At 54.5% G+C, this 21,036-nt stretch carries 22 protein-coding genes and 1 other RNA gene; 9 read left to right on the plus strand and 14 right to left on the minus strand.

Features of this window, described 5'->3' with window-relative positions; translation table 11 throughout:
• Nucleotides 1-133 precede the first annotated feature (133 nt).
• From gcvH to HV477_RS13435, 6 genes are all read right to left on the minus strand, one after another.
• Complete coding sequence (gene gcvH, locus HV477_RS13410; protein WP_001295377.1) at nt 134-523, minus strand: glycine cleavage system protein GcvH; 390 nt, start codon at nt 521-523, stop codon at nt 134-136.
• A 25-nt stretch (nt 524-548) separates the two neighbouring features.
• Entirely contained in the window at nt 549-1,643 is a 1,095-nt protein-coding gene (gcvT, locus tag HV477_RS13415; protein ID WP_000068738.1) for a glycine cleavage system aminomethyltransferase GcvT, read from the minus strand.
• Between the two features lie 454 nt (nt 1,644-2,097).
• Nucleotides 2,098-3,300 (minus strand): FAD-dependent 2-octaprenylphenol hydroxylase, encoded by a 1,203-nt coding sequence (gene ubiI / locus HV477_RS13420; RefSeq protein WP_001192144.1) that lies wholly within the window; start codon nt 3,298-3,300, stop codon nt 2,098-2,100.
• 122 nt (nt 3,301-3,422) lie between these two features.
• Nucleotides 3,423-4,601: a 2-octaprenyl-6-methoxyphenyl hydroxylase gene (gene ubiH / locus HV477_RS13425; protein WP_079898916.1), complete on the minus strand. Its 1,179-nt coding sequence runs from the start codon at nt 4,599-4,601 to the stop codon at nt 3,423-3,425.
• Nucleotides 4,598-5,914 carry a Xaa-Pro aminopeptidase gene (gene pepP / locus HV477_RS13430; RefSeq protein ID WP_000193681.1) on the minus strand — a complete coding sequence of 439 codons (1,317 nt, stop codon included), beginning with the start codon at nt 5,912-5,914 and terminating at the stop codon, nt 4,598-4,600. Before pepP ends, ubiH begins: the two co-directional genes overlap by 4 nt.
• A gap of 25 nt (nt 5,915-5,939) precedes the next feature.
• Entirely contained in the window at nt 5,940-6,518 is a 579-nt protein-coding gene (locus tag HV477_RS13435) for a YecA family protein (RefSeq protein ID WP_000027236.1), read from the minus strand.
• 166 nt (nt 6,519-6,684) lie between these two features.
• On the opposite strand from HV477_RS13435, the gene zapA reads away from it, so the two are divergent.
• The 3 genes from zapA (at nt 6,685) to HV477_RS13450 (ending at nt 7,856) form a co-directional block, all read left to right on the plus strand.
• Nucleotides 6,685-7,014: a cell division protein ZapA gene (zapA, locus tag HV477_RS13440; protein WP_001276011.1), complete on the plus strand. Its 330-nt coding sequence runs from the start codon at nt 6,685-6,687 to the stop codon at nt 7,012-7,014.
• Nucleotides 7,015-7,055: 41 nt separating this feature from the next.
• Nucleotides 7,056-7,239: non-coding RNA, 6S RNA (gene ssrS / locus HV477_RS13445), on the plus strand.
• Nucleotides 7,240-7,259: 20 nt separating this feature from the next.
• Nucleotides 7,260-7,856 (plus strand): 5-formyltetrahydrofolate cyclo-ligase, encoded by a 597-nt coding sequence (locus HV477_RS13450; RefSeq protein WP_079898915.1) that lies wholly within the window; start codon nt 7,260-7,262, stop codon nt 7,854-7,856.
• Between the two features lie 77 nt (nt 7,857-7,933).
• Here HV477_RS13450 and serA read toward each other — a convergent pair whose 3' ends face one another.
• Together serA and rpiA are read right to left on the minus strand one after the other, a co-directional pair.
• Entirely contained in the window at nt 7,934-9,166 is a 1,233-nt protein-coding gene (serA, locus tag HV477_RS13455) for a phosphoglycerate dehydrogenase (RefSeq protein ID WP_001151627.1), read from the minus strand.
• Between the two features lie 266 nt (nt 9,167-9,432).
• Nucleotides 9,433-10,092 (minus strand): ribose-5-phosphate isomerase RpiA, encoded by a 660-nt coding sequence (gene rpiA, locus HV477_RS13460; protein WP_000189741.1) that lies wholly within the window; start codon nt 10,090-10,092, stop codon nt 9,433-9,435.
• A 153-nt stretch (nt 10,093-10,245) separates the two neighbouring features.
• Here rpiA and argP point away from each other — a divergent pair, with 153 nt between their 5' ends.
• Nucleotides 10,246-11,139 carry a DNA-binding transcriptional regulator ArgP gene (gene argP / locus HV477_RS13465; protein WP_000828345.1) on the plus strand — a complete coding sequence of 298 codons (894 nt, stop codon included), beginning with the start codon at nt 10,246-10,248 and terminating at the stop codon, nt 11,137-11,139.
• A 265-nt stretch (nt 11,140-11,404) separates the two neighbouring features.
• On the opposite strand, the gene HV477_RS13470 is transcribed toward argP, so the two are convergent.
• The 6 genes from HV477_RS13470 to epd form a co-directional block, all read right to left on the minus strand.
• Nucleotides 11,405-12,151 carry an oxidative stress defense protein gene (locus HV477_RS13470; protein WP_000669854.1) on the minus strand — a complete coding sequence of 249 codons (747 nt, stop codon included), beginning with the start codon at nt 12,149-12,151 and terminating at the stop codon, nt 11,405-11,407.
• A gap of 93 nt (nt 12,152-12,244) precedes the next feature.
• Nucleotides 12,245-12,880, minus strand: coding sequence for an arginine exporter ArgO (gene argO, locus HV477_RS13475; RefSeq protein WP_000626863.1), 636 nt, complete (start codon nt 12,878-12,880; stop codon nt 12,245-12,247).
• Between the two features lie 200 nt (nt 12,881-13,080).
• Nucleotides 13,081-13,941, minus strand: coding sequence for a small-conductance mechanosensitive channel MscS (locus HV477_RS13480; RefSeq protein ID WP_000389833.1), 861 nt, complete (start codon nt 13,939-13,941; stop codon nt 13,081-13,083).
• A 226-nt stretch (nt 13,942-14,167) separates the two neighbouring features.
• Nucleotides 14,168-15,247, minus strand: a complete 1,080-nt coding sequence (fbaA, locus tag HV477_RS13485; protein ID WP_000034386.1) for a class II fructose-bisphosphate aldolase — start codon at nt 15,245-15,247, stop codon at nt 14,168-14,170.
• Nucleotides 15,248-15,348: 101 nt separating this feature from the next.
• Nucleotides 15,349-16,512 (minus strand): phosphoglycerate kinase, encoded by a 1,164-nt coding sequence (gene pgk, locus HV477_RS13490; protein WP_000111274.1) that lies wholly within the window; start codon nt 16,510-16,512, stop codon nt 15,349-15,351.
• 21 nt (nt 16,513-16,533) lie between these two features.
• Nucleotides 16,534-17,580: an erythrose-4-phosphate dehydrogenase gene (epd, locus tag HV477_RS13495; RefSeq protein WP_000218338.1), complete on the minus strand. Its 1,047-nt coding sequence runs from the start codon at nt 17,578-17,580 to the stop codon at nt 16,534-16,536.
• A gap of 373 nt (nt 17,581-17,953) precedes the next feature.
• Between epd and HV477_RS13500 the strand changes: the two genes are divergently transcribed.
• From HV477_RS13500 to HV477_RS13520, 5 genes are read left to right on the plus strand one after another with little or no spacing between them, the layout of a single operon-like run.
• Nucleotides 17,954-18,379, plus strand: coding sequence for a PPC domain-containing DNA-binding protein (locus HV477_RS13500; RefSeq protein ID WP_000218562.1), 426 nt, complete (start codon nt 17,954-17,956; stop codon nt 18,377-18,379).
• A gap of 25 nt (nt 18,380-18,404) precedes the next feature.
• A complete protein-coding gene (locus HV477_RS13505) occupies nt 18,405-18,983 on the plus strand; it encodes an ECF transporter S component (protein ID WP_000124001.1) in 579 nt (192 codons plus the stop codon).
• On the plus strand, nt 18,984-19,691 hold the full coding sequence (locus HV477_RS13510) for an energy-coupling factor transporter transmembrane component T (RefSeq protein ID WP_052934874.1): 708 nt from the start codon (nt 18,984-18,986) through the stop codon (nt 19,689-19,691).
• Nucleotides 19,679-20,356, plus strand: a complete 678-nt coding sequence (locus HV477_RS13515; RefSeq protein ID WP_162785465.1) for an ABC transporter ATP-binding protein — start codon at nt 19,679-19,681, stop codon at nt 20,354-20,356. The genes HV477_RS13510 and HV477_RS13515 overlap by 13 nt, the downstream gene beginning before the upstream one ends.
• Complete coding sequence (locus tag HV477_RS13520) at nt 20,350-21,006, plus strand: ABC transporter ATP-binding protein (RefSeq protein ID WP_079898913.1); 657 nt, start codon at nt 20,350-20,352, stop codon at nt 21,004-21,006. The genes HV477_RS13515 and HV477_RS13520 overlap by 7 nt, the downstream gene beginning before the upstream one ends.
• Nucleotides 21,007-21,036 lie beyond the last annotated feature (30 nt).

Genomic DNA, 21,036 nt, shown 5'->3' on the forward strand with positions numbered 1-21,036 from the left:
TCGTGATTGTCTCTAACTCAATTGCCCGGTGGCGCTGACGCTTACCGGGCCTACGCGTGCGAAAACGAATACGCAAAATCATTCGCGTTGCAGTGAGTAGGCCGGATAAGCATTAGCGCCATCCGGCACAACATTATTCGTCTTCTAACAATGCCTCATACGCGGTGGCATCCAGCAGCGATTCAAGTTCGCTTTCATCGCTGGCTTTGATTTTAAAGATCCAGCCACCGGCATACGGTTCGCTGTTCACCAGCTCCGGGGAGTCGCTCAGCGCATCGTTTACCGCCACGATCTCGCCGCTTACCGGCGCATAAATGTCGGACGCCGCTTTTACGGACTCCGCCACGGCGCAGTCGTCGCCCGCGCTTACGGTCGCGCCGACTTCCGGCAGATCAACAAAAACCATATCGCCCAACAGCTCCTGAGCGTGTTCAGTAATGCCAACAGTGTAAGTGCCATCCGCTTCTTTACGCAGCCATTCGTGTTCTTTGCTGTATTTCAGTTCTGCGGGTACGTTGCTCATCAATTAATCTCCAAAAAAGGATGAATCACGCGACGGCTTTGCCGTTACGCACAAAAACAGGTTTAGTCACTTTTACCGGCATTTCACGGTTACGAATTTGTACAATCGCCGTCTCGCCGATGCCCGCCGGAACACGCGCCAGCGCAATGCTGTAGCCCAACGTTGGGGAAAACGTCCCGCTGGTGATAATGCCTTCTTGCTGATTGCCCTGCGCATCGGTAAAACGCACCGGCAGTTCATTACGCAATACGCCTTTCTCGGTCATCACCAGACCGACAAGCTGCTCATGGCCTTTTTCACGCTGCATCTCCAGCGCCTCACGGCCAATAAAGTCGCGGTCAGCAGGTTCCCAGGCGATAGTCCATCCCATATTAGCCGCCAGCGGAGAGATACCTTCATCCATCTCCTGACCGTACAGGTTCATGCCAGCTTCCAGACGCAGCGTGTCGCGCGCGCCAAGACCGCACGGCTTCACGCCCGCCTCCACCAGCGCACGCCAGAAATCCGCCGCTTTTTCATTCGGCATGGCGATTTCATAGCCCGCTTCGCCGGTATAACCGGTGGTGGCGATAAACAGATCGCCCGCCTGAACGCCGAAGAACGGCTTCATACCTTCTACTGCATGGCGCTGTTGGTCAGTAAACAGAGTCGCCGCTTTTTCCTGCGCATTCGGCCCCTGTACCGCAATCAGCGACAGGTCGTCACGAACGGTAATGTCGATGGCATAAGGTTCAGCGTGTTGGGTAATCCAGGAGAGGTCTTTTTCGCGGGTGGCGGAGTTAACAACGAGACGGAAGAAATCTTCAGTGAAGTAGTAGACGATAAGGTCATCAATCACACCGCCCGATGCGTTAAGCATACCGGAGTAGAGGGCTTTACCCGTCTTCGTTAGCTTCGCGACGTCGTTTGCCAGCAGATAACGTAGAAACTCTCGTGTGCGGCTGCCATGAAGATCGACAATGGTCATATGCGATACATCAAACATCCCGGCATCGGTGCGCACAGCGTGGTGTTCATCAAGCTGAGAGCCGTAATGCAGGGGCATCATCCAGCCATGAAAATCGACCATGCGGGCGCCGCATAGCGTGTGTTGTTCGTACAAAGGCGTCTGTTGGGCCATCTTTTCCTCGTTGAATTAGCGGGGGCTAACAACCATTTTCATGGGAAATCTTCGCCACGAAACCTGGCATCGACGCCCTTTTTCCTGCGCCGACGCAAACGTTCTCTTGCTCCTGAACTTACCACCGAACCAGGCGCTAAACCATAAGGCTGAATTTACCATCACATTAGCTTATGACTAAAAAACGCTAAAACCCCATCAGCACAAAAAACCACTATTACGCTAAATAACCGTCATAAAAAGGAAGCTGATACGATTTATCACAACATAAATTAATATTAAATGTGGAAAAAATGTCGAAAATCTCGTTCGCAAAAAATAGTGGCATTAGAAAATATAATGCGAAATAAGCGGTGAAATTAGATTATTTCAAACGAGGAAAGCCCCCCGGCGCGATAGCCGGGAAAGCAAAGTGTGACGGGTTTCAAACTCTTGCTGGCGTGCAGTCAGACGCTTAACGAAGCCATTGCGGAAGGTCGTTTAGCCCCATTGCCTGGCGAAGCAGTTGGGGTTTGACGCCGGGGAGCGTATCCGCCAGTTTCAGCCCGATGTCGCGCAGCAATTTTTTTGCCGGGTTTTCGCCGGCAAACAGGTCACGAAAACCTTGCATCCCGGCAAGCATCATCGCCGCGCTATGTTTACGGCTACGCTCATAACGACGGAGATAAAGATGTTGGCCAATGTCTTTGCCCTGGCGCTGAAGCCGGCGCAGATCGTCCACCAGTTCGGCCGCGTCCATAAAGCCGAGGTTGACGCCTTGCCCTGCCAGCGGATGGATGGTGTGCGCGGCATCGCCGACTAACGCCAGACGATGCGCGGCAAACTGGCGAGCATAGCGGCCCGTCAGCGGAAAAACCTGCCGTTCGCTTTCCAGGCGGCATAAGCCCAGCCGATTATCGAAGGCGATAGTCAACGCCTGGTTAAACGCCTCGTCGCCGCTCTGTTGCATACGCTCCGCATCCTGCGGAGAAAGCGACCAGACAATGGAACACAGATGCGGATCGCTTAACGGCAAAAACGCCAGAATACCTTCACCATGAAACACCTGGCGAGCAACCGCGCCGTGCGGCTCTTCGGTGCGGATAGTCGCTACCAGCGCATGGTGACGGTAGTCCCAGAAAGTTAAGGGAATATCCGCTTTGTTACGCAGCCAGGAGTTGGCGCCATCCGCGGCAATCACCAGACGCGCGGTTAACATCGCGCCGTCTTTTAAAGTCAGGAAGGCGTCGTTCTCTCCCCAGGCAACCTGCTGTAACTCCGCTGGCGCCATTAAGGTGATATCCGCCGCTTGCTGCGCTTTTTGCCACAATGCGTAGTGAATGACGCTGTTTTCAACAATATGCCCCAGATGGCTATATCCCATGCTTGCGTCATCAAACGTAATACGGCCAAAGCTGTCTTTATCCCAGACTTCCATACCGTGGTAGCAACTTGCCCGTCGCGCCACAATGTTTGACCATACGCCAAGACGGGTAAGCAGTTTTTCGCTGGCGGCATTAATCGCCGACACCCGAAGCTGAGGCGGCGCATCGTTCGCCAACGGCTGGGGGACAACGTGATCCAGTACCGCAACGCGCAAACCGCTCCCCTGCAAGCCGCAGGCGACAGCCAGTCCCACCATGCCTCCGCCAACTATTGCTACATCAACACTTTGCACTATTTACTCCTGGAAACCGGAACAATCAAAACCGTAGGCCGGATAAGGCGAAGCCGCCATCCGGTATTTTTACGAACACGATGCCGGATGGCGGCTTCGCCTTATCCGGCCTACAGATCTGCTTAACGCGCAACCCAACCTAAGGTCCGCTGTGCCAGCGCATCGCGCGCAGGTGGTAATAATTCCATCGCCATTAAACCGATATTGCGCCCAATAACCAGCGGCGCCCAACGATTTGCAAACAGATGGACCAGACCGTTCGTTACGCCAATCGTCGTATCCCGGTCAACCTGACGACGCTGCTGATAGCGCGATAACACGTGCCAGGCGCCAATATCCTCGCCCGCGTCCTGTGCCGCGACCAGCGTTTCCGCCAGGCTCATGACATCACGCAGACCGAGATTAAACCCTTGTCCGGCGATAGGATGCAACGTCTGCGCCGCATTGCCGACCACGACAGTCCGGTGAGTAAACACTTTCGCCGCCGTAGTCAGGGCAAGCGGATACGCGCTGCGCTTACCGGCCTGAGTAATTCGCCCCAGCCGCCAGCCGAACGCGGCCTGCAATGCATGGCAGAACTGCGCGTCGGACCAGCTCAGCACCTCATCGCGCTGGTCGAGCGGGTGACACCAAACCAGCGAACATCGGCCATGCGACATCGGCAACATCGCCAGCGGGCCATTGGGAGTAAAACGTTCAAAGGCGCGTCCCTGATGCGGGATAGCGGTCGCGACATTCGCTATCACCGCTAACTGTTCGTAAGGCTCCTGATGCCAGTCAACGCCGCAGGCTGACGCGAGCGCGGAGTGGGTACCGTTAGCCGCCACCAGCACGCTGCCAGCTATCACATTGCCGTTTTCCAGAGTGACGTTAACCTGCTGTTGGGTACGCGACACGCTGGCTACGCGCTCCGGGCAGTGCAGCGTAACGCCTGGCGCTTTACGCAAGAGCGCAAACAGACGCAGCCCGATATCATGCAGCTCCGCAACGTGCCCCAACGCTGCCAGACTGTAGTCCTGCGCGTCGAGAGTCACAAATCCGGCATGGCCGCGATCGCTGACGTGTACGGTGTTGATTGCCGTTGCGCAATCGGAAATCGCCTGCCAGACGCCAATTCGCGCCAGTTGCTGGCAAGTGCCCGCCGCCAGCGCAATCGCTCTGGCGTCAAAGCCGGGATGACCGTCGGCTTCAGGCGCTTTCGCTTCAATCAGGTGTACCGGCAACGTCCCATGACTGAACTGAGAGATGGTCAGCGCCAGCGTCGCGCCTGCCATGCCGCCGCCAACGATAATGACGCTCATTGCTGCCGCGCCGCCGCCATTAATGCTTCAATGTCATCCGCCTTCTTCACAACGCCAGCGGTCAGGTTTTCATTACCGGTTTCGGTAATGACAATGTCATCTTCAATTCGAACGCCAATGCCGCGATACGCTTCCGGCACGTCGGCATCCGGCGCGATATAGAGGCCTGGCTCTACGGTCAGCACCATGCCCGGCTCCAGGATGCGGGAGCGATCCGGCCCATAAACGCCGACATCATGAACATCCAGCCCCAGCCAGTGGCTCAAGCCATGCATAAAGAAAGGACGATGCGCATTTTCGGCAATCAGTTGATCAACCTCTCCTTGCAAAATCCCCAGCTTCACCAGCCCGGTTATCATGATGCGCACGACTTCGCCGGTCACCTCCTGAATAGAGGTACCAGGACGGAACAGTCGCAGGCTGGTCTCCAGCGATTCCAGAACGATGTCATAAATTTCACGCTGGGCTGGCGTAAATTTCCCGTTCACCGGGAAAGTACGCGTGATGTCGCCCGCGTAACCTTTATATTCACAACCTGCGTCGATAAGCACTAAATCGCCGTCGCGCATTTCACTTTCGTTTTCAGTGTAATGCAGGATACAGCCATTTTCGCCGCTGCCGACAATGGTGTTATAGGAGGGATAGCGCGCGCCGTGGCGATTAAATTCGTGGTGAATTTCTCCTTCCAGCTGATACTCAAACATCCCCGGACGGCATTTTTCCATCGCGCGGATATGCGCCAGCGCGCTAATTTCCCCGGCGCGGCGCAGGACAGCAATCTCTTCCGGCGATTTGAACAGGCGCATCTCATGGACGATCGGTCGCCAGTCAGTCATGGTGGCCGGCGCGGTCAGATTCTGGCGGGAGCCTTTACGCAGCTTCTCCAGCGCAGCCAGAACAATCTCGTCGGCATACGCATATTCGCCCTGCGCGTGGTACACCACATCCAGACCATTAAGCAACTGAAAGAGTTGCTGGTTGATTTCGCTAAACGCCAGCGCCCGGTCAACGCCCAGTTTTTCCGGCGCGGCATCCTGTCCTAAACGGCGACCAAACCAGATTTCCGCCGTCAGGTCGCGAACGCGGTTGAACAAAACGCTGTGGTTGTGGGTGTCATCACTCTTAATCAGTACCAGCACGGCTTCCGGTTCGTTAAAACCGGTGAAATACCAGAAGTCGCTACTCTGGCGATACGGATATTCACTGTCTGCGCTGCGCGTCGCCTCCGGCGCGGCAAAGATCAGCGCGGCGCTGCCGGGCTGCATTTGCGCCAGTAATGCCTGGCGACGGCGTTGGTATTCCTGCTGAGTCATGACATGGCCTCCATTTCGTTTTTTCTTAGTGTAGCGTCGGTTTACGCACTTCCGGCGCGGTCGGCTGTTGGCGCGTGAAAGTGTCATGACATAACAGCGCCGCAACACGGACATATTCGATGATCTCTTCGAGCGACATCTCCAGCTCTTCCTGATCTTCGCTCTCATCATAACCAAGCTGCGCAATATTACGCAGGTCGTCAATCGCTTCACCCGTTTCGCCGGTGACTTTATCAAGTTTAGGCTGCGTTACGCCGAGGCCAAGCAAAAAGTGGTTAACCCACCCGGCTAAGGCATCTGCGCGATCGAATACGCTGACATCGTCGCCTTCAGGCAGATAAAGCTGAAAAAGAAAGCCGTCGTCTTCCAGCGCGTCGCTGGTCGCCGCGTGCATTTTGCGCAGCGCCTGAGCAAGCTCATGCCCGAAGGCCAGACCTTCGTTCGTCAGATCGTGCAACAGCGGCTGCCATGAGCTGTCGTTGTTGCCGCCGCAAATCATCCCGCTGATTAAACCATGCATTTCAGCCGGGGTCAGACCGGCCCCTTGTTGATTCAAAAACCGGTTCATTTCGTTGTAACCAGGCATTTCGTTCTGTATAGACATAAGCATTCGTCATCAAAGGGAGGATATTCATGATATGCTACCACTTTGGACCCTGGTGAACCAGAAAAGGGCTTGTATCTTCACACCAGGGTAGCTATAGTGTCGCCCCTTCGCGGACCCTGGGTCTGGAGACGAAGGCAGCGCAGTCAATCAGCAGGAAGGTGGCATGTCTGCACAACCCGTCGATATCCAAATATTTGGCCGTTCACTGCGAGTGAATTGCCCGCCTGACCAAAGGGATGCGTTGAATCAGGCTGCGGACGATCTGAATCAGCGGTTGCAAGATCTGAAAGTTCGCACTAGAGTCACAAATACTGAGCAGTTGGTTTTCATTGCCGCATTGAATATCAGCTATGAGTTAACTCAGGAAAAAGCGAAGACCCGCGATTACGCGGCGAGCATGGAACAACGTATTCGGATGCTACAACAGACCATCGAACAGGCGTTGCTTGATCAAGGTCGCATAACCGAAAAAACGGGCCAAAACTTTGAATAACACTTTTCGCTTTACTATGGTAAAGTGATTGTGAAAACAGAATTTCTCTGAGATGTTTGCAAGCGGGCCAGTCCCCTGAGCCGATATTTCATACCACAAGAATGTGGCGCTCCGCGGTTGGTGAGCATGCTCGGTTCGTCCGAGAAGCCTTAAAACTGTGACGACACATTCACCTTGAACCAAGGGTTCAAGGGTTACAGCCTGCGGCGGCATCTCGGAGATTCCCCTTCTGACTGGCGACAGCCATGACGCAACTTCCCGAACTCTCTTTATCACGACAAGAAATCCGCCGAATGATTCGGCAACGTCGCCGCGCGCTGACGCCAGAGCAGCAACGCCGCTTTGGTCAACAGGCCGCCGCCCGAATGCTCAGCTTTCCTCCCGTCGTGATGGCGCACACTGTCGCCGTGTTTCTCTCCTTTGATGGCGAACTCGACACCCAGCCGCTGATAGAACAGCTATGGCAAGCGGGCAAGCGCGTCTACCTTCCGGTTCTTCATCCCTTCAGCCCTGGCAACCTCCTGTTCCTGCACTATCATCCGCAGAGTGCGCTGGTGACCAACCGCTTAAAGATCCAGGAGCCACGGCTTGATGTCCGCGACGTATTACCGCTGGCAAAGCTGGATGTGCTGGTAACGCCGTTAGTCGCGTTTGACGAAGACGGGCAGCGCCTGGGGATGGGCGGCGGATTTTATGACCGTACGTTGCAAAACTGGCAGCAGCATAAGATCCAGCCTGTGGGCTACGCGCATGATTGCCAGTTAGTGGAAAAGCTGCCGGTTGAAGAGTGGGATATCCCGCTGCCTGCGGTGGTAACGCCGTCAAAAGTGTGGGAATGGTGAATTAACGCCTTACCCGCCTACGGTTCAAAATTCGTGTAGGCCCGGTAAGCGTTAGCGCCACCGGGCACTCCGGGCGATCAGTACAGCAGACGGGCGCGAATGGTGCCCGGAATCGCCTTCATCGCCAGCAGCGCTTTCTCCGCCACATCGCCATCGGCTTCTATATCAATTACCACATACCCCATTCGGGCGGAGGTTTGCAGATACTGTGCGGCAATGTTAACGCCCTGCTCGGCAAAGATCTGGTTAAGCGCGGTCAATACGCCCGGGCGGTTTTCGTGGATGTGCATCAGGCGACGACCGCCGTGCAGCGGCAGCGACACTTCCGGGAAGTTCACGGCGGACAGCGTCGAGCCGTTATCCGAGTACTTAATCAGTTTTCCTGCGACTTCCAGACCGATGTTTTCTTGCGCCTCCTGCGTCGAGCCGCCGATATGCGGCGTCAGGATCACGTTATCGAATTCGCACAGCGGAGAGGTAAACGGATCGCTATTAGTGGCCGGTTCCGTCGGGAAGACGTCGATAGCCGCCCCCGCCAGATGTTTCGTCGCCAGCGCGTCGCACAAAGCCGGGATATCCACCACCGTACCGCGCGCGGCGTTAATCAGCAGTGAACCCGGCTTCATCAGGGCTATCTCTTTTGCGCCCATCATGTTTTTGGTGGAGGCGTTTTCAGGTACGTGCAGACTGACCACATCGCTCATATTCAGCAATTCAGACAGGTGCTGCACCTGAGTTGCGTTACCAAGCGGCAGTTTATTTTCAATATCATAGAAATAGACATGCATCCCCAGCGATTCCGCCAGAATGCCCAACTGCGTTCCGATATGGCCGTAACCGATAATGCCAAGCTTTTTACCGCGCGCTTCGAACGATCCCGCCGCCAGTTTATTCCATACGCCGCGGTGCGCTTTGGCGTTCGCTTCCGGCACGCCGCGCAGCAGCAGCAATAGCTCGCCAATCACCAGCTCCGCCACGGAACGGGTATTCGAGAATGGCGCGTTAAAGACCGGAATACCGCGTTTTGCCGCCGCATTTAAATCCACCTGGTTGGTGCCGATGCAAAAACAGCCAATCGCCACCAGCTTCTCTGCGGCGTTAATCACTTCTTCTGTCAGATGAGTACGGGATCGCAGACCGATGAAGTGGGCATCGCGGATGGACGCTTTCAACTGTTCAGCGTCCAGCGCGCCCTTGTGATATTCAATGTTGGTGTAACCTGCCGCACGAAGGCTTTCCAGCGCCTTTTGATGCACCCCTTCAACCAGCAGAAATTTAATTTTATCTTTCTCCAGCGATACCTTTGCCATTTCCCCGATCCTGTCTTTTTTTGCCATCTGATGTTGTGTGTGGATTTGCATCCGTCCTTCAACATATCAAAAAAAATTATCACGGCAATATGAACGTTTGCGCCAGCGTCGTGAAGGAATCGCATACAGCGGGAAATAGCAGATGAAAATACCGGGAATAACTTTTTCTTTGGAGGGATCGGCAGGGCAAACGATTAAACGTGATACATGTCACCAAATTTGCCCTGACCGAATTTTTTACGCGGCAGGAAATACGCCTGGCGGGATCATTTTACGATGGTTTTCACCCCGTCCGGCGTGCCGATCAGTGCGACATCGGCGCCACGGTTGGCGAACAACCCTACGGTCACGACGCCCGGAATCGCGTTAATGGCGTTTTCCAGCGCGATGGGATCAAGGATTTCCATACCATAAACATCCAGAATCACGTTGCCGTTATCCGTGACCACGTTCTGACGGTACTCCGGACGCCCGCCCAGCTTCACCAGTTGACGAGCGACCGCGCTGCGCGCCATCGGAATCACTTCGACCGGCAACGGGAATTTGCCAAGAATATCCACCTGTTTAGAGGCATCCGCAATACAGATAAATTTCTCCGCCACGGAAGCAATAATTTTCTCACGGGTTAATGCCGCGCCGCCGCCTTTGATCATCTGCATATGACCGTTGATTTCGTCCGCGCCGTCGACATAGATACCCAGGCTATCCACTTCGTTGAGATCAAACACGTGAATACCGAGGCCTTTGAGTTTTTCAGTCGAGGCGTCCGAGCTGGAGACCGCGCCTTCAATCTGGCCTTTCATTGTGCCCAGCGCATCAATAAAGTGTGCGGCCGTTGAGCCTGTACCAACGCCCACAATGGTGCCGGGCTGTACATACTGAAGTGCCGCCCATCCTACCGCTTTTTTCAGTTCATCCTGCGTCATAGATCGTTTCGCCTGTGGTGTGAAAATACAGCCGCATTATAGAACATTGTCGGGAAAAATCTCCGTGTCCGTACACAGGCTACGGATTTCATCTGTACCGACGGCAAATTTATGTCATAGTGCGGAAAAAAATAACAGGAGCATGACACAACAATGAAACGTCCGGACTACAGAACACTACAGGCGCTGGATGCCGTTATACGTGAACGAGGATTCGAGCGCGCCGCCCAGAAGCTGTGCATCACGCAATCCGCCGTCTCACAGCGCATAAAACAGCTTGAGAATATGTTCGGACAACCTTTATTGGTGCGTACCGTTCCTCCTCGCCCTACGGAGCAAGGGCAAAAATTACTGGCTCTGCTGCGTCAGGTTGAACTGCTGGAAGAAGAGTGGCTGGGCGATGAACAAACCGGCTCTACGCCGCTGCTGCTGTCGCTGGCGGTTAACGCCGACAGTCTGGCGACCTGGCTGCTTCCGGCGCTGGCGCCGGTGCTGGCGGACTCCCCTATCCGTCTCAATTTACAGGTGGAAGATGAAACGCGCACGCAAGAACGTCTGCGTCGCGGCGAGGTGGTGGGCGCGGTGAGTATCCAGCATCAGGCGCTGCCCAGTTGCCTGGTGGACAAACTGGGCGCGCTCGACTATCTGTTTGTCGCGTCAAAGCCTTTTGCCGAGCGCTATTTCCCCAATGGAGTTACCCGGTCGTCGCTGCTGAAAGCGCCCGCCGTCGCGTTCGACCATCTGGATGATATGCATCAGGCCTTTTTGCAACAGAATTTCGATCTACCGCCCGGCAGCGTGCCGTGCCATATCGTTAATTCATCCGAAGCGTTTGTACAGCTTGCGCGTCAGGGCACGACCTGCTGCATGATCCCTCACCTGCAGATTGAGAAAGAGCTGGAAAGCGGCGAGTTGATCAACTTAACGCCTGGTTTGCTACAACGCCGGATGCTTTACTGGCACCGCTTTGCCCCGGAAAGCCGGATGATGCGCAAAGTGACCGACGCGCTGCTGGAGTACGGGCACAAGGTGCTGCGTCAGGATTAGCCTCTCTATGAATGCCGGATGGCGGCGTGAACGTCTTATCCGGCCTGCATGACCCATTATTCCCTCGTCACTTCTTTGAAGTTCATCACAAAATCATTGCGTTCAGGCGGCAAAAAACGACGCGCCATTGGCTATTTTTTGCTGGCGACAAGGCGATTCAAAACGCTCACCGTATTAGCAAATCTTCATTTCAATGCGTAATACGGAGCAAAAAATGAGAACACCGGGAGAAAACGCGGCCTGGAAGCGCCCAGGCCGGGCAAGATTACTGCGTGCTGGCGGCCGTTGTCGACGTCTGCCCTGTTCCAGGTTCAAGCTGGAATACCACATCGACCTGATCGTCGAACTGAATGGTCGGCTGCTCGTAAGTTTCCTGCGCGGATACCGGCGCAGCATCTGCGGCTTTCATCATTCGCACCACCGGACTCGGCTGATAATTAGAGACATGGTAACGAACGCTGTAAACCGGCCCCAATTTGCTGTTAAAACCGGCTGCCAGCGCTTGCGCCTGATGAATCGCGTCATCAATGGCGGCTTTGCGGGCCTTGTCTTTATAGGCGTCCGGTTGCGCCACGCCCAGCGATACCGAACGAATCTCGTTCAAACCCGCCTTCAGCGCGCCGTCCAGCAGCGAATTGAGTTTATCTAACTGACGCAGCGTCACCTCAACGGTTCGCACCGCGCGATACCCTTTCAGAATGCTTTTACCGTTTTGGTAATCATAATCTGGCTGCGTGCGCAGATTTGCCGCGCTAATGTCTTTTTTCGCAATCTGATTTTGCTCAAGGAAGGAAAGATATTGCGCCACGCGCTCATCGGCCTGCTTCTTCGCCGTCGCCGCGTCCTTCGCCGCGACGTTCACTTCAATCGCTAAGGTGGCGATATCAGGCACAGCATCGACGCTTGCCGTACCGGAAGTCACGATGTGCGGGCCTTCCGGCAATTCGCTTGCCTGCGCCGACATTGCACTTAAACCCACTAATGCCGCCAGGGCCATCACTTTGAACTTCACAGTCTCTCCTCCATATTGCAGTCATTGCCCTGATATACAGGGCGCATGCAGGCAAGCTTAGCGGATATCGGCCTGTTGTCCATCAGACAACGCTTAGTTGAAAAGCGCGTGCATATGCGCGACGCCTTCCCGCGCCAGTTGGAAGGCGATAAGCCACATCACCACCCCTACCAGAATGTTGATAATGCGTTGAGCTTTCGCCGTACGCAGTCGAGGCGCAAGCCAGGCCGCCAGTAGCGCTAACCCAAAAAACCATAAGAACGACGCGCTAATCGTGCCGAGAGCAAACCAGCGCTTTGGCTCCATAGCCAGTTGTCCGCCGAGACTGCCCAACACGACAAACGTATCCAGATAAACGTGCGGATTCAGCCAGGTTACCGCCAGCATCGTAGCAATAATTTTCCAGCGCCCCTGCTTCATAACCTCGGCGCTGGCCAGCTCCAGATTACTGCTCATTGCCGTTTTCAGCGCGCCAAAACCGTACCATAACAAGAACGCAACCCCGCCCCATGTGACCAGCGCCAGCAGCCACGGCGACTGCATCAGCAACGCGCTACCGCCAAAAATACCGGCGCTAATCAGGACTAAATCACTTAACGCGCAAAGCAGCGCTATCATGAGGTGGTACTGGCGACGAATTCCCTGATTCATCACAAACGCATTTTGCGGGCCAAGCGGAAGGATCATGGCGGCGCCAAGGGCAAACCCTTGAAAATAATAAGATATCACGTTAACTACCCTGAGCTGTTTTTCTTAAAGGCAGACTATAGCGCGGGAATATTATTAGCGGAAATTGATAATTTTAATCACTAATAAGAAAAGCTAATAAAGAGACTGAATAACGGATGGCGGCTACGCTTATCCGCTCAATAACCAGAGAATACTGGAGGCGGATAAGCGCAGCGCCGGCAGGCAGCACGGGAGGAAAATTACTCCGCGGCGTTATCTTTCACGCGTTTAAAATTGACGTCCATCTGCGGGTACGGGAAGCTAATACCAGCGGCGTCGAATTCACGTTTAATACGTTCCAGCACGTCCCAATAGACATTTTGCAGGTCGCTGCTTTTACTCCAGACACGCACCACAAAATTAATTGATGAGGCGCCCAGCTCATTCAAACGCACCGTCATTTCGCGATCTTTTAAAATACGATCGTCGGACTCGATAATCGTCGTTAGCAGCTGTTTCACCTGATCGATATCCGAATCGTAGGCCACCCCAATAATGAATTCGTTACGGCGAACCGGCTCACGAGAATAGTTGATGATATTTCCCGCGATAATTTTGCCATTCGGAATCACAATAATTTTGCCGTCTACCGCGCGCATTGTCGTGGAAAAGATTTGCACGTTCAGTACCGTACCGGCAACGCCGCCCAAATCGACATACTCACCGGCGCGGAACGGACGGAACATAACCAGCAATACCCCAGCCGCAAGGTTAGAAAGCGATCCCTGTAATGCCAGGCCAACGGCTAAACCAGCGGCGCCCAGTACGGCAATAACCGAGGCGGTTTGAACCCCCACGCGACCCAGAGCCGCAATCAGCGTAAAAGCGATAACCCCATAGCGCACCAGCGCAGAAAGAAAGTCGGCTACTGTCGCATCAATATGACGCGCACGCATCAGACGATTTACCGTATTGGAGATCACGCGCGCTACAATCAAGCCGATGATGATAATAGCGATAGCCGCAACAATATTCACAGCATAGCTGAGCAATAACGCCTGGTTGCGTACCAGCCAGGTGCCCGCACCATTTATGCTGTCGACAACATTCAAATCTTCCATTCAATATTCCTTGGTCATAGCAAAACAAGCAAATGAGATCATTCTCACGAAAAGAACTTTTTAAAGGTAAACAAAAACAGAGGAATATGCCATTTTTCGGCATCATCCCAAAAAAGGCAGGTACACTGTGAGTTGGCCGGATGAAAGCGCTAACTAACGCCGCTCTCCGGAAATAACGATAAAAAAATGGCTTCCCGAGGGAAGCCATTTCAATCAGCAGACTATATTACAGAACGTCAATCGCGTTCAGTTCTTTAAATGCTTTTTCCAGACGAGCGATCATCGAAGTCTGGCCAGCACGCAGCCATACGCGCGGGTCATAGTATTTCTTGTTCGGCTGATCTTCGCCTTTCGGGTTGCCCAGCTGACCTTGCAGATACGCTTCGTTTTCTTTGTAGTAATTCAGAACACCTTCCCAGGTTGCCCATTGGGTATCGGTATCGATGTTCATTTTCACTACGCCGTAGCTTACGGAGTCTTTGATTTCCTGAGCAGTAGAACCGGAACCGCCGTGGAAAACGAAGTTCAGGCTGTTGTGCGGCAGGTTGTGTTTCTTAGAAACATAGTCCTGAGAATCACGCAGAATGGTCGGGGTCAGAACCACGTTACCCGGCTTGTAAACGCCGTGTACGTTACCGAAGGAAGCGGCAATGGTGAAACGCGGGCTGATTTTGCTCAGCTCAGTGTACGCGTAATCAACGTCTTCCGGCTGGGTGTACAGGGCAGAAGCGTCCATGTGGCTGTTGTCCACGCCGTCTTCTTCACCACCGGTGCAACCCAGTTCGATTTCCAGAGTCATGCCAATTTTGGACATGCGCGCCAGGTATTTGGAGCAGATTTCGATGTTTTCGTGCAGAGACTCTTCAGACAGGTCAATCATGTGAGAAGAGAACAGCGGTTTACCGGTAGCCGCGAAGTGTTTTTCACCCGCATCCAGCAGACCGTCGATCCACGGCAGCAGTTTCTTCGCGCAGTGGTCAGTGTGCAGGATAACCGGCACGCCGTAGTGTTCAGCCATCTGGTGAACGTGATGCGCGCCAGAGATAGCGCCCAGGATTGCCGCGCCCTGAGGTACGTCAGTTTTCACGCCTTTACCCGCGATGAAGGACGCGCCGCCGTTGGAGAACTGAACGATGACCGGTGCTTTAACTTTTGCAGCGGTTTCCAGAACAGCGTTGATGGAATCAGTGCCCACGCAGTTAACTGCCGGCAGAGCAAAATTGTTTTCTTTTGCTACCTGGAACACTTTCTGTACGTCATCACCAGTGATCACGCCTGGTTTTACGAAATCAAAAATTTTAGACATGTTTCGTTGTCCTGTATCGTCGGGCTTTGGGAAAAAACACGGGCCGCCCTGAATGTCAGATCGGCGATAAATCAACGGGCAGGAATCCCTGCCCGTAACGATTACTTCTTAGCGCGCTCTTCGAGCATCGCTACGGCTGGCAGAACTTTACCTTCCACGAATTCGAGGAATGCGCCGCCGCCAGTAGAAATGTAGGAAATTTTGTCAGCAATGCCGAACAGGTCGATTGCCGCCAGGGTGTCGCCGCCGCCAGCGATGGAAAACGCTTCGCTATCAGCGATGGCATTCGCCACGATTTCAGTCCCTTTACGGAAGTTCGGGAACTCAAACACGCCAACCGGGCCGTTCCACAGAATGGTTTTGGCATTCTTGAGGATTTCAGCCAGCTGCTGAGCGGAAGCATCGCCGATATCCAGGATCTGCTCGTCTTCTTTCACGTCGTTAACGGATTTCAGAGTCGCCGGTGCGGTTTCGGAGAACTCGGTGGCAACGCGAACATCGGTCGGAACCGGGATATCGCAAGTGGTCAGCAGACGTTTTGCTTCGTCAACCAGGTCAGCTTCGTACAGGGATTTACCGACGCTGTGGCCCTGAGCGGCAACGAAGGTGTTGGCGATACCGCCGCCGACAATCAGCTGGTCAGCGATTTTAGACAGGGAATCCAGAACGGTCAGTTTGGTAGATACTTTAGAACCACCAACGATAGCCACCATCGGACGAGCCGGTTCTTTCAGCGCTTTACCCAGCGCATCCAGTTCAGCGGCCAGCAGCGGGCCTGCGCACGCAACATCAGCAAATTTGCCGATACCGTGGGTAGAAGCCTGCGCGCGGTGCGCAGTACCAAAGGCGTCCATCACGAATACGTCACACAGGGCGGCGTATTTTTTAGACAGCGCTTCGTCGTCTTTCTTTTCGCCTTTGTTAAAGCGAACGTTTTCCAGAACCACCAGCTCACCTTCGGCCACGTCAACGCCGTCCAGGTAATCTTTGACCAGGCGAACCGGGTTAGACAGTTTGTCTTTCAGGTAGTTAACAACCGGCAGCAGAGAGAATTCTTCGTTGTACTCGCCTTCGGTAGGACGACCCAGGTGGGAAGTTACCATCACTTTCGCGCCCTGTTTCAGAGCCAGTTCGATGGTCGGCAGAGAAGCGCGGATACGCGCGTCGCTGGTCACTTTCCCTTCTTTAACAGGTACGTTCAGATCCGCACGGATAAAAACGCGTTTCCCGGCCAGATCCAGATCGGTCATCTTAATTACAGACATGGTGAATCCTCTCAATGATGCTTAAAGTTTTGTCGACGCTGACGCGTCGAGCCTGAAACCAACTGCGGCCATCGCTAACGTGGTGTCGAGCATCCTGTTAGCAAAGCCCCATTCATTATCGCACCAGACCAGCGTCTTGATCAGGTGGGCGCCACTGACCCGGGTTTGCGTGCCATCAACAATGGCGCTGTGCGGGTCGTGGTTAAAATCTATCGAGACCAACGGTGATTCCGTATAGTCAACTATACCATGAAATGCACCTTGTGCTGCTTTTTGCAGCAACTGGTTGACTTCACTGGCTTTTACTGGTTTTTTCACCGTTACGCTTAAATCGATCGCCGTCACATTAATGGTTGGAACGCGCACCGCAATCGCCTCAAAACGGTCGTTAAACTGCGGGAATATACGCGTAATGCCTGCCGCCAGTTTTGTATCTACCGGGATAATCGACTGGCTGGCCGCGCGCGTGCGCCGTAGATCGGAGTGATACGCGTCGATCACCTGCTGATCGTTCATCGCGGAGTGGATCGTCGTGACGGTACCAGACTCGATGCCGTAAGCATCATCCAACAATTTAATGACGGGAATTATGCAATTCGTGGTACAGGACGCGTTTGAGACAATACGATGTTCCGCACGCAGTTGGTTCTGGTTCACGCCAAAAACGACGGTGGCGTCAAGATCGTTGCTGCCCGGATGAGAAAAGAGCACTTTCTTCGCGCCAGCGGCAATATGCGCCTCGCCATGCTCCCGGTTGCCATATACGCCCGTACAATCCAACACGACATCCACGCCCAGTTCGCGCCACGGCAGATCCGCCAGCGTTCGTTCATGCAGAATACGAATGACATCGTCGCCGACAAAAAGCTGCTCGCGCTCGTGGCGAACCTCCCATGCAAAACGCCCGTGGCTGGTATCGTATTTCAACAAATGCGCCATGCCTGCGGCATCCGCCAGCTCGTTGATGGCCACCACGGTAATTTCCGCCCGACGTCCGGATTCATACAAAGCACGAACCACGTTACGCCCGATGCGACCAAAGCCATTAATCGCTATGCGTACGGTCATAGGTCTCCTGCAAGGCTATCCCGATTCAGATGAGGCTGACAGAGTAATGCAGCTCATCGTCGAGTAAAACCTCACCTGTCGCAAACTGCGACTGATTGGTTAATTGTCGAACATTTAATTAACTGAAACGCTTCAGCTAGAATAAGCGAAACGGGGAATAAAAGGAATGTTTGTCCAGTCGAAGAAGACAGTTATCTGACCTGCATCACATTTCATGGCCGCTTACGCTGCAATTTATTCCATATTTAAGAATCACCAGTACATCCGTCAGATCTTTTCATCGTCGCGTCACAAATACTGATTTATATCAGAAAGCGCTGCCGCCAGCGTCTATATTATCAGCGCCACGTCCGAGTCTCGGAGTCCTGTAACGATGACTGTATCTCACCACAACGCCTCTACAGCGCGCTTTTACGCGCTTCGTCTGCTTCCCGGCCAGGAAGTGTTTTCCCAATTACACGCCTTTGTGCAACAGAACCAATTACATGCCGCCTGGATTGCAGGGTGTACCGGCAGTCTGGCCGATGTTGCGCTGCGTTATGCCGGGCAAGAGGCGACCACATCGCTCACCGGCACGTTTGAAGTTATCTCGCTAAACGGCACGCTTGAATTGACCGGCGAGCATCTGCATCTCGCGGTATCAGATCCCTACGGGGCCATGCTCGGCGGCCATATGATGCCAGGGTGTACCGTGCGTACCACGCTGGAACTGGTTATCGGCGAGCTGCCAGCGCTGACGTTCAGCCGTCAACCGTGCGCCATTTCCGGTTATGACGAACTGCATATTTCTTCCCGTTAATTGACGACTCTTTAAGAGGTACTTTATGGCGCGTCGCCCGTTTTCCAGCCAGTCTCTGGTGCTGATTGTCATCGCTATTGCCATCAATATGATTGGCGGACAGCTTATTAGCATGTTGAAGCTGCCTATTTTTCTCGACTCGATCGGCACCTTAATTAGCGCGGTACTGTTAGGGCCGTTCATCGGCATGTTGACTGGGCTTCTGACCAATTTGCTGTGGGGGCTGCTTACCGACCCTATCGCTGCCGCGTTTGCCCCGGTAGCGATGGTTATCGGTCTGGTCGCCGGGTGGCTGGCGCGCGCAGGCTGGTTTCGTACCCTGCCCAAGGTGATCGTCAGCGGGGTCGTCATTACGTTAGCGGTGACGCTGGTCGCCGTACCGCTTCGTACCGCGCTTTTTGGCGGCGTTACCGGCAGCGGCGCTGATTTGTTCGTCGCCTGGATGCATTCAATGGGCCAAAACCTGGTGGAGTCGGTCGCGATTACCGTCATAGGCGCTAATCTGGTCGATAAAATTCTGACGGCGATCATCGTTTGGGTGCTGCTGCGTCAGCTACCGTTACGTACGACACGGCATTTTCCTGCGATGTCAGCCGTACGCTAAATGCATCCGTTTACCTCGTTAACCTTATGGGCGCTGGCGGCCTGCACCACGCTGCTACTCCCTGTGCAGACCGTGCTCCCGGTTTATAGCGCGGCGGCCTTCCTCTGTCTGCTGGCGCTGAAATCAACGCGGCGGCGGGCGAAGTATGTCGCCTGGCTGATGCTGTCTTTAGGGTTTGGGCTATGGCTGGTACATGGCGGTTGGCTAACGGAATGGATAAGCGGGCAGCCTCGCGATCCGCAGCGCTGGGTATATGCCGTTACGCTATGGCTACGTCTGCTGGCGATCGTGTCGACGTCGCAGCTATGGATGCAGTATGTGCCGGTTCAGCGGTTTATTCGCGCCCTGTTCGCTTCACGTCTGCCGCCCGGCATCGCTTACCTGTTCGCTGGCCCACTGCTGGTCGTCGAACAGCTCAAACGACAACTGACGATCGTTCATGAAGCCCAGCGCGCGCGCGGCGTACCGCTGGATGAAGGCTGGTATCAGCGGCTACGGGCGATGCCTGCGCTGATCGTGCCGCTTACGCAAAATGCGCTTAACGATCTGACAATACGCGGCGCGGCGTTGGATATGCGGGGGTTTCGGCTGCATCGAGCCCGAACCACGCTGTGGGCGCCGAAAGATAGCATGTTACAACGGGTTGCGCGGTATGGCATGGTACTGCTAATACTGGCGGAAGCGGGAGTATGGATATGGTTACGTTAGAGCAGTTTCGTTATCTTCCGTCCGATGCGACACGCCCGCCGGCATGTTTTGATTTCCACTATTCAACACCCGGAATAGTGGCAATAGTCGGCGATAACGGCAGCGGAAAAAGTACGCTGGCGCAACTGATGGCTGGCTGGTATCCGGATTATCTTCCCGGCGATATTGACGGCACAGGCTTACTGCTTGGCGTCCCTATCGGACGGCTCCCGCTGGTAGAACAGTCGCCCACCATCCAGTTGGTGCAGCAATCGCCTTATTTACAGCTTTCCGGCTGTGCCTTTAGCGTAGAGGAAGAGGTGGCGTTTGGCCCGGAGAATCTCGGCCTCCATGAAGCGGAAATTCTACGGCGCATTGACGAGGCGCTGACCCTGACAAACTGCCAGTCGTTACGCCATCGCCATCCCGGCACGCTCTCCGGCGGCGAAACGCAGCGGGTAGTGATTGCCAGCGCGCTTGCCATGCAGCCCAGACTATTCGTTCTTGATGAAGCCTTCAGTCGGCTGACGTCAGCGGCCACCGGGACGCTGCTGGAACGGTTACAACAGTGGGCGCTGGAACGTCATTCTCTCATTGTGCTTTTTGAGCGTAATCATTTCCCCTTTCTGACGCGATGCCAGCGGGTATGGCAATTGCGCGACGGAGCGCTAACCCCATTATGTTGACGTTAAATCAGGTCGCTTATCGCTGGCCGGATGCCGCAGCCGACTGTTTGCACGCTATCTCGCTTGAAGTGCAGGACGGCGAATGGCTGGCGTTGACCGGCGATAACGGCGCGGGAAAATCAACGCTGTTACGGATTATGGCCGGCCTGCTTTTCCCCACTTCCGGCTCGGTAACGCTTAATGGAGAGCCGATTGCGCAGCTTAAAAATCGTCAACGCGCCGCCGCTATCGGCGTACTCTTTCAGGAAGCGGAAAACCAGATTTTCCACAGCAATGTCGCACAAGAGGTCGCTTTTGGACTGAAACTACAACGCTTATCGGCGGAGGAAATTTCACGGCGCACGCAGGCCGCGCTGCGGTTATGCCAGCTAACGGACGTCGCCGAGGCACACCCGCTTGATCTGCACGCCGCGCAGCGCCGGATGGTGGCGGTCGCCAGTCTGGAGGCGATGGCGCCGCCTGTGTTATTGCTGGATGAACCCAGCCGGGATTTTGACGCCCACTGGCTAACCGTATTTGAACACTGGCTGGCGACATGCCGGGCACGGGGAACCAGCGTCGTGGCGATTAGCCATGACGCTGCGTTTACCCAGCGTCATTTTTCACGGGTGGTACGGCTGGAAAACGGCAGGTTGTCAAAGGGGGAATAAAAACGGGTCGCCGAAGCGACCCGTTTTATG

Origin of the sequence: Salmonella sp. SG203 (genome assembly GCF_013350575.1) — a bacterium.
Lineage (GTDB): Bacteria > Pseudomonadota > Gammaproteobacteria > Enterobacterales > Enterobacteriaceae > Salmonella > Salmonella enterica.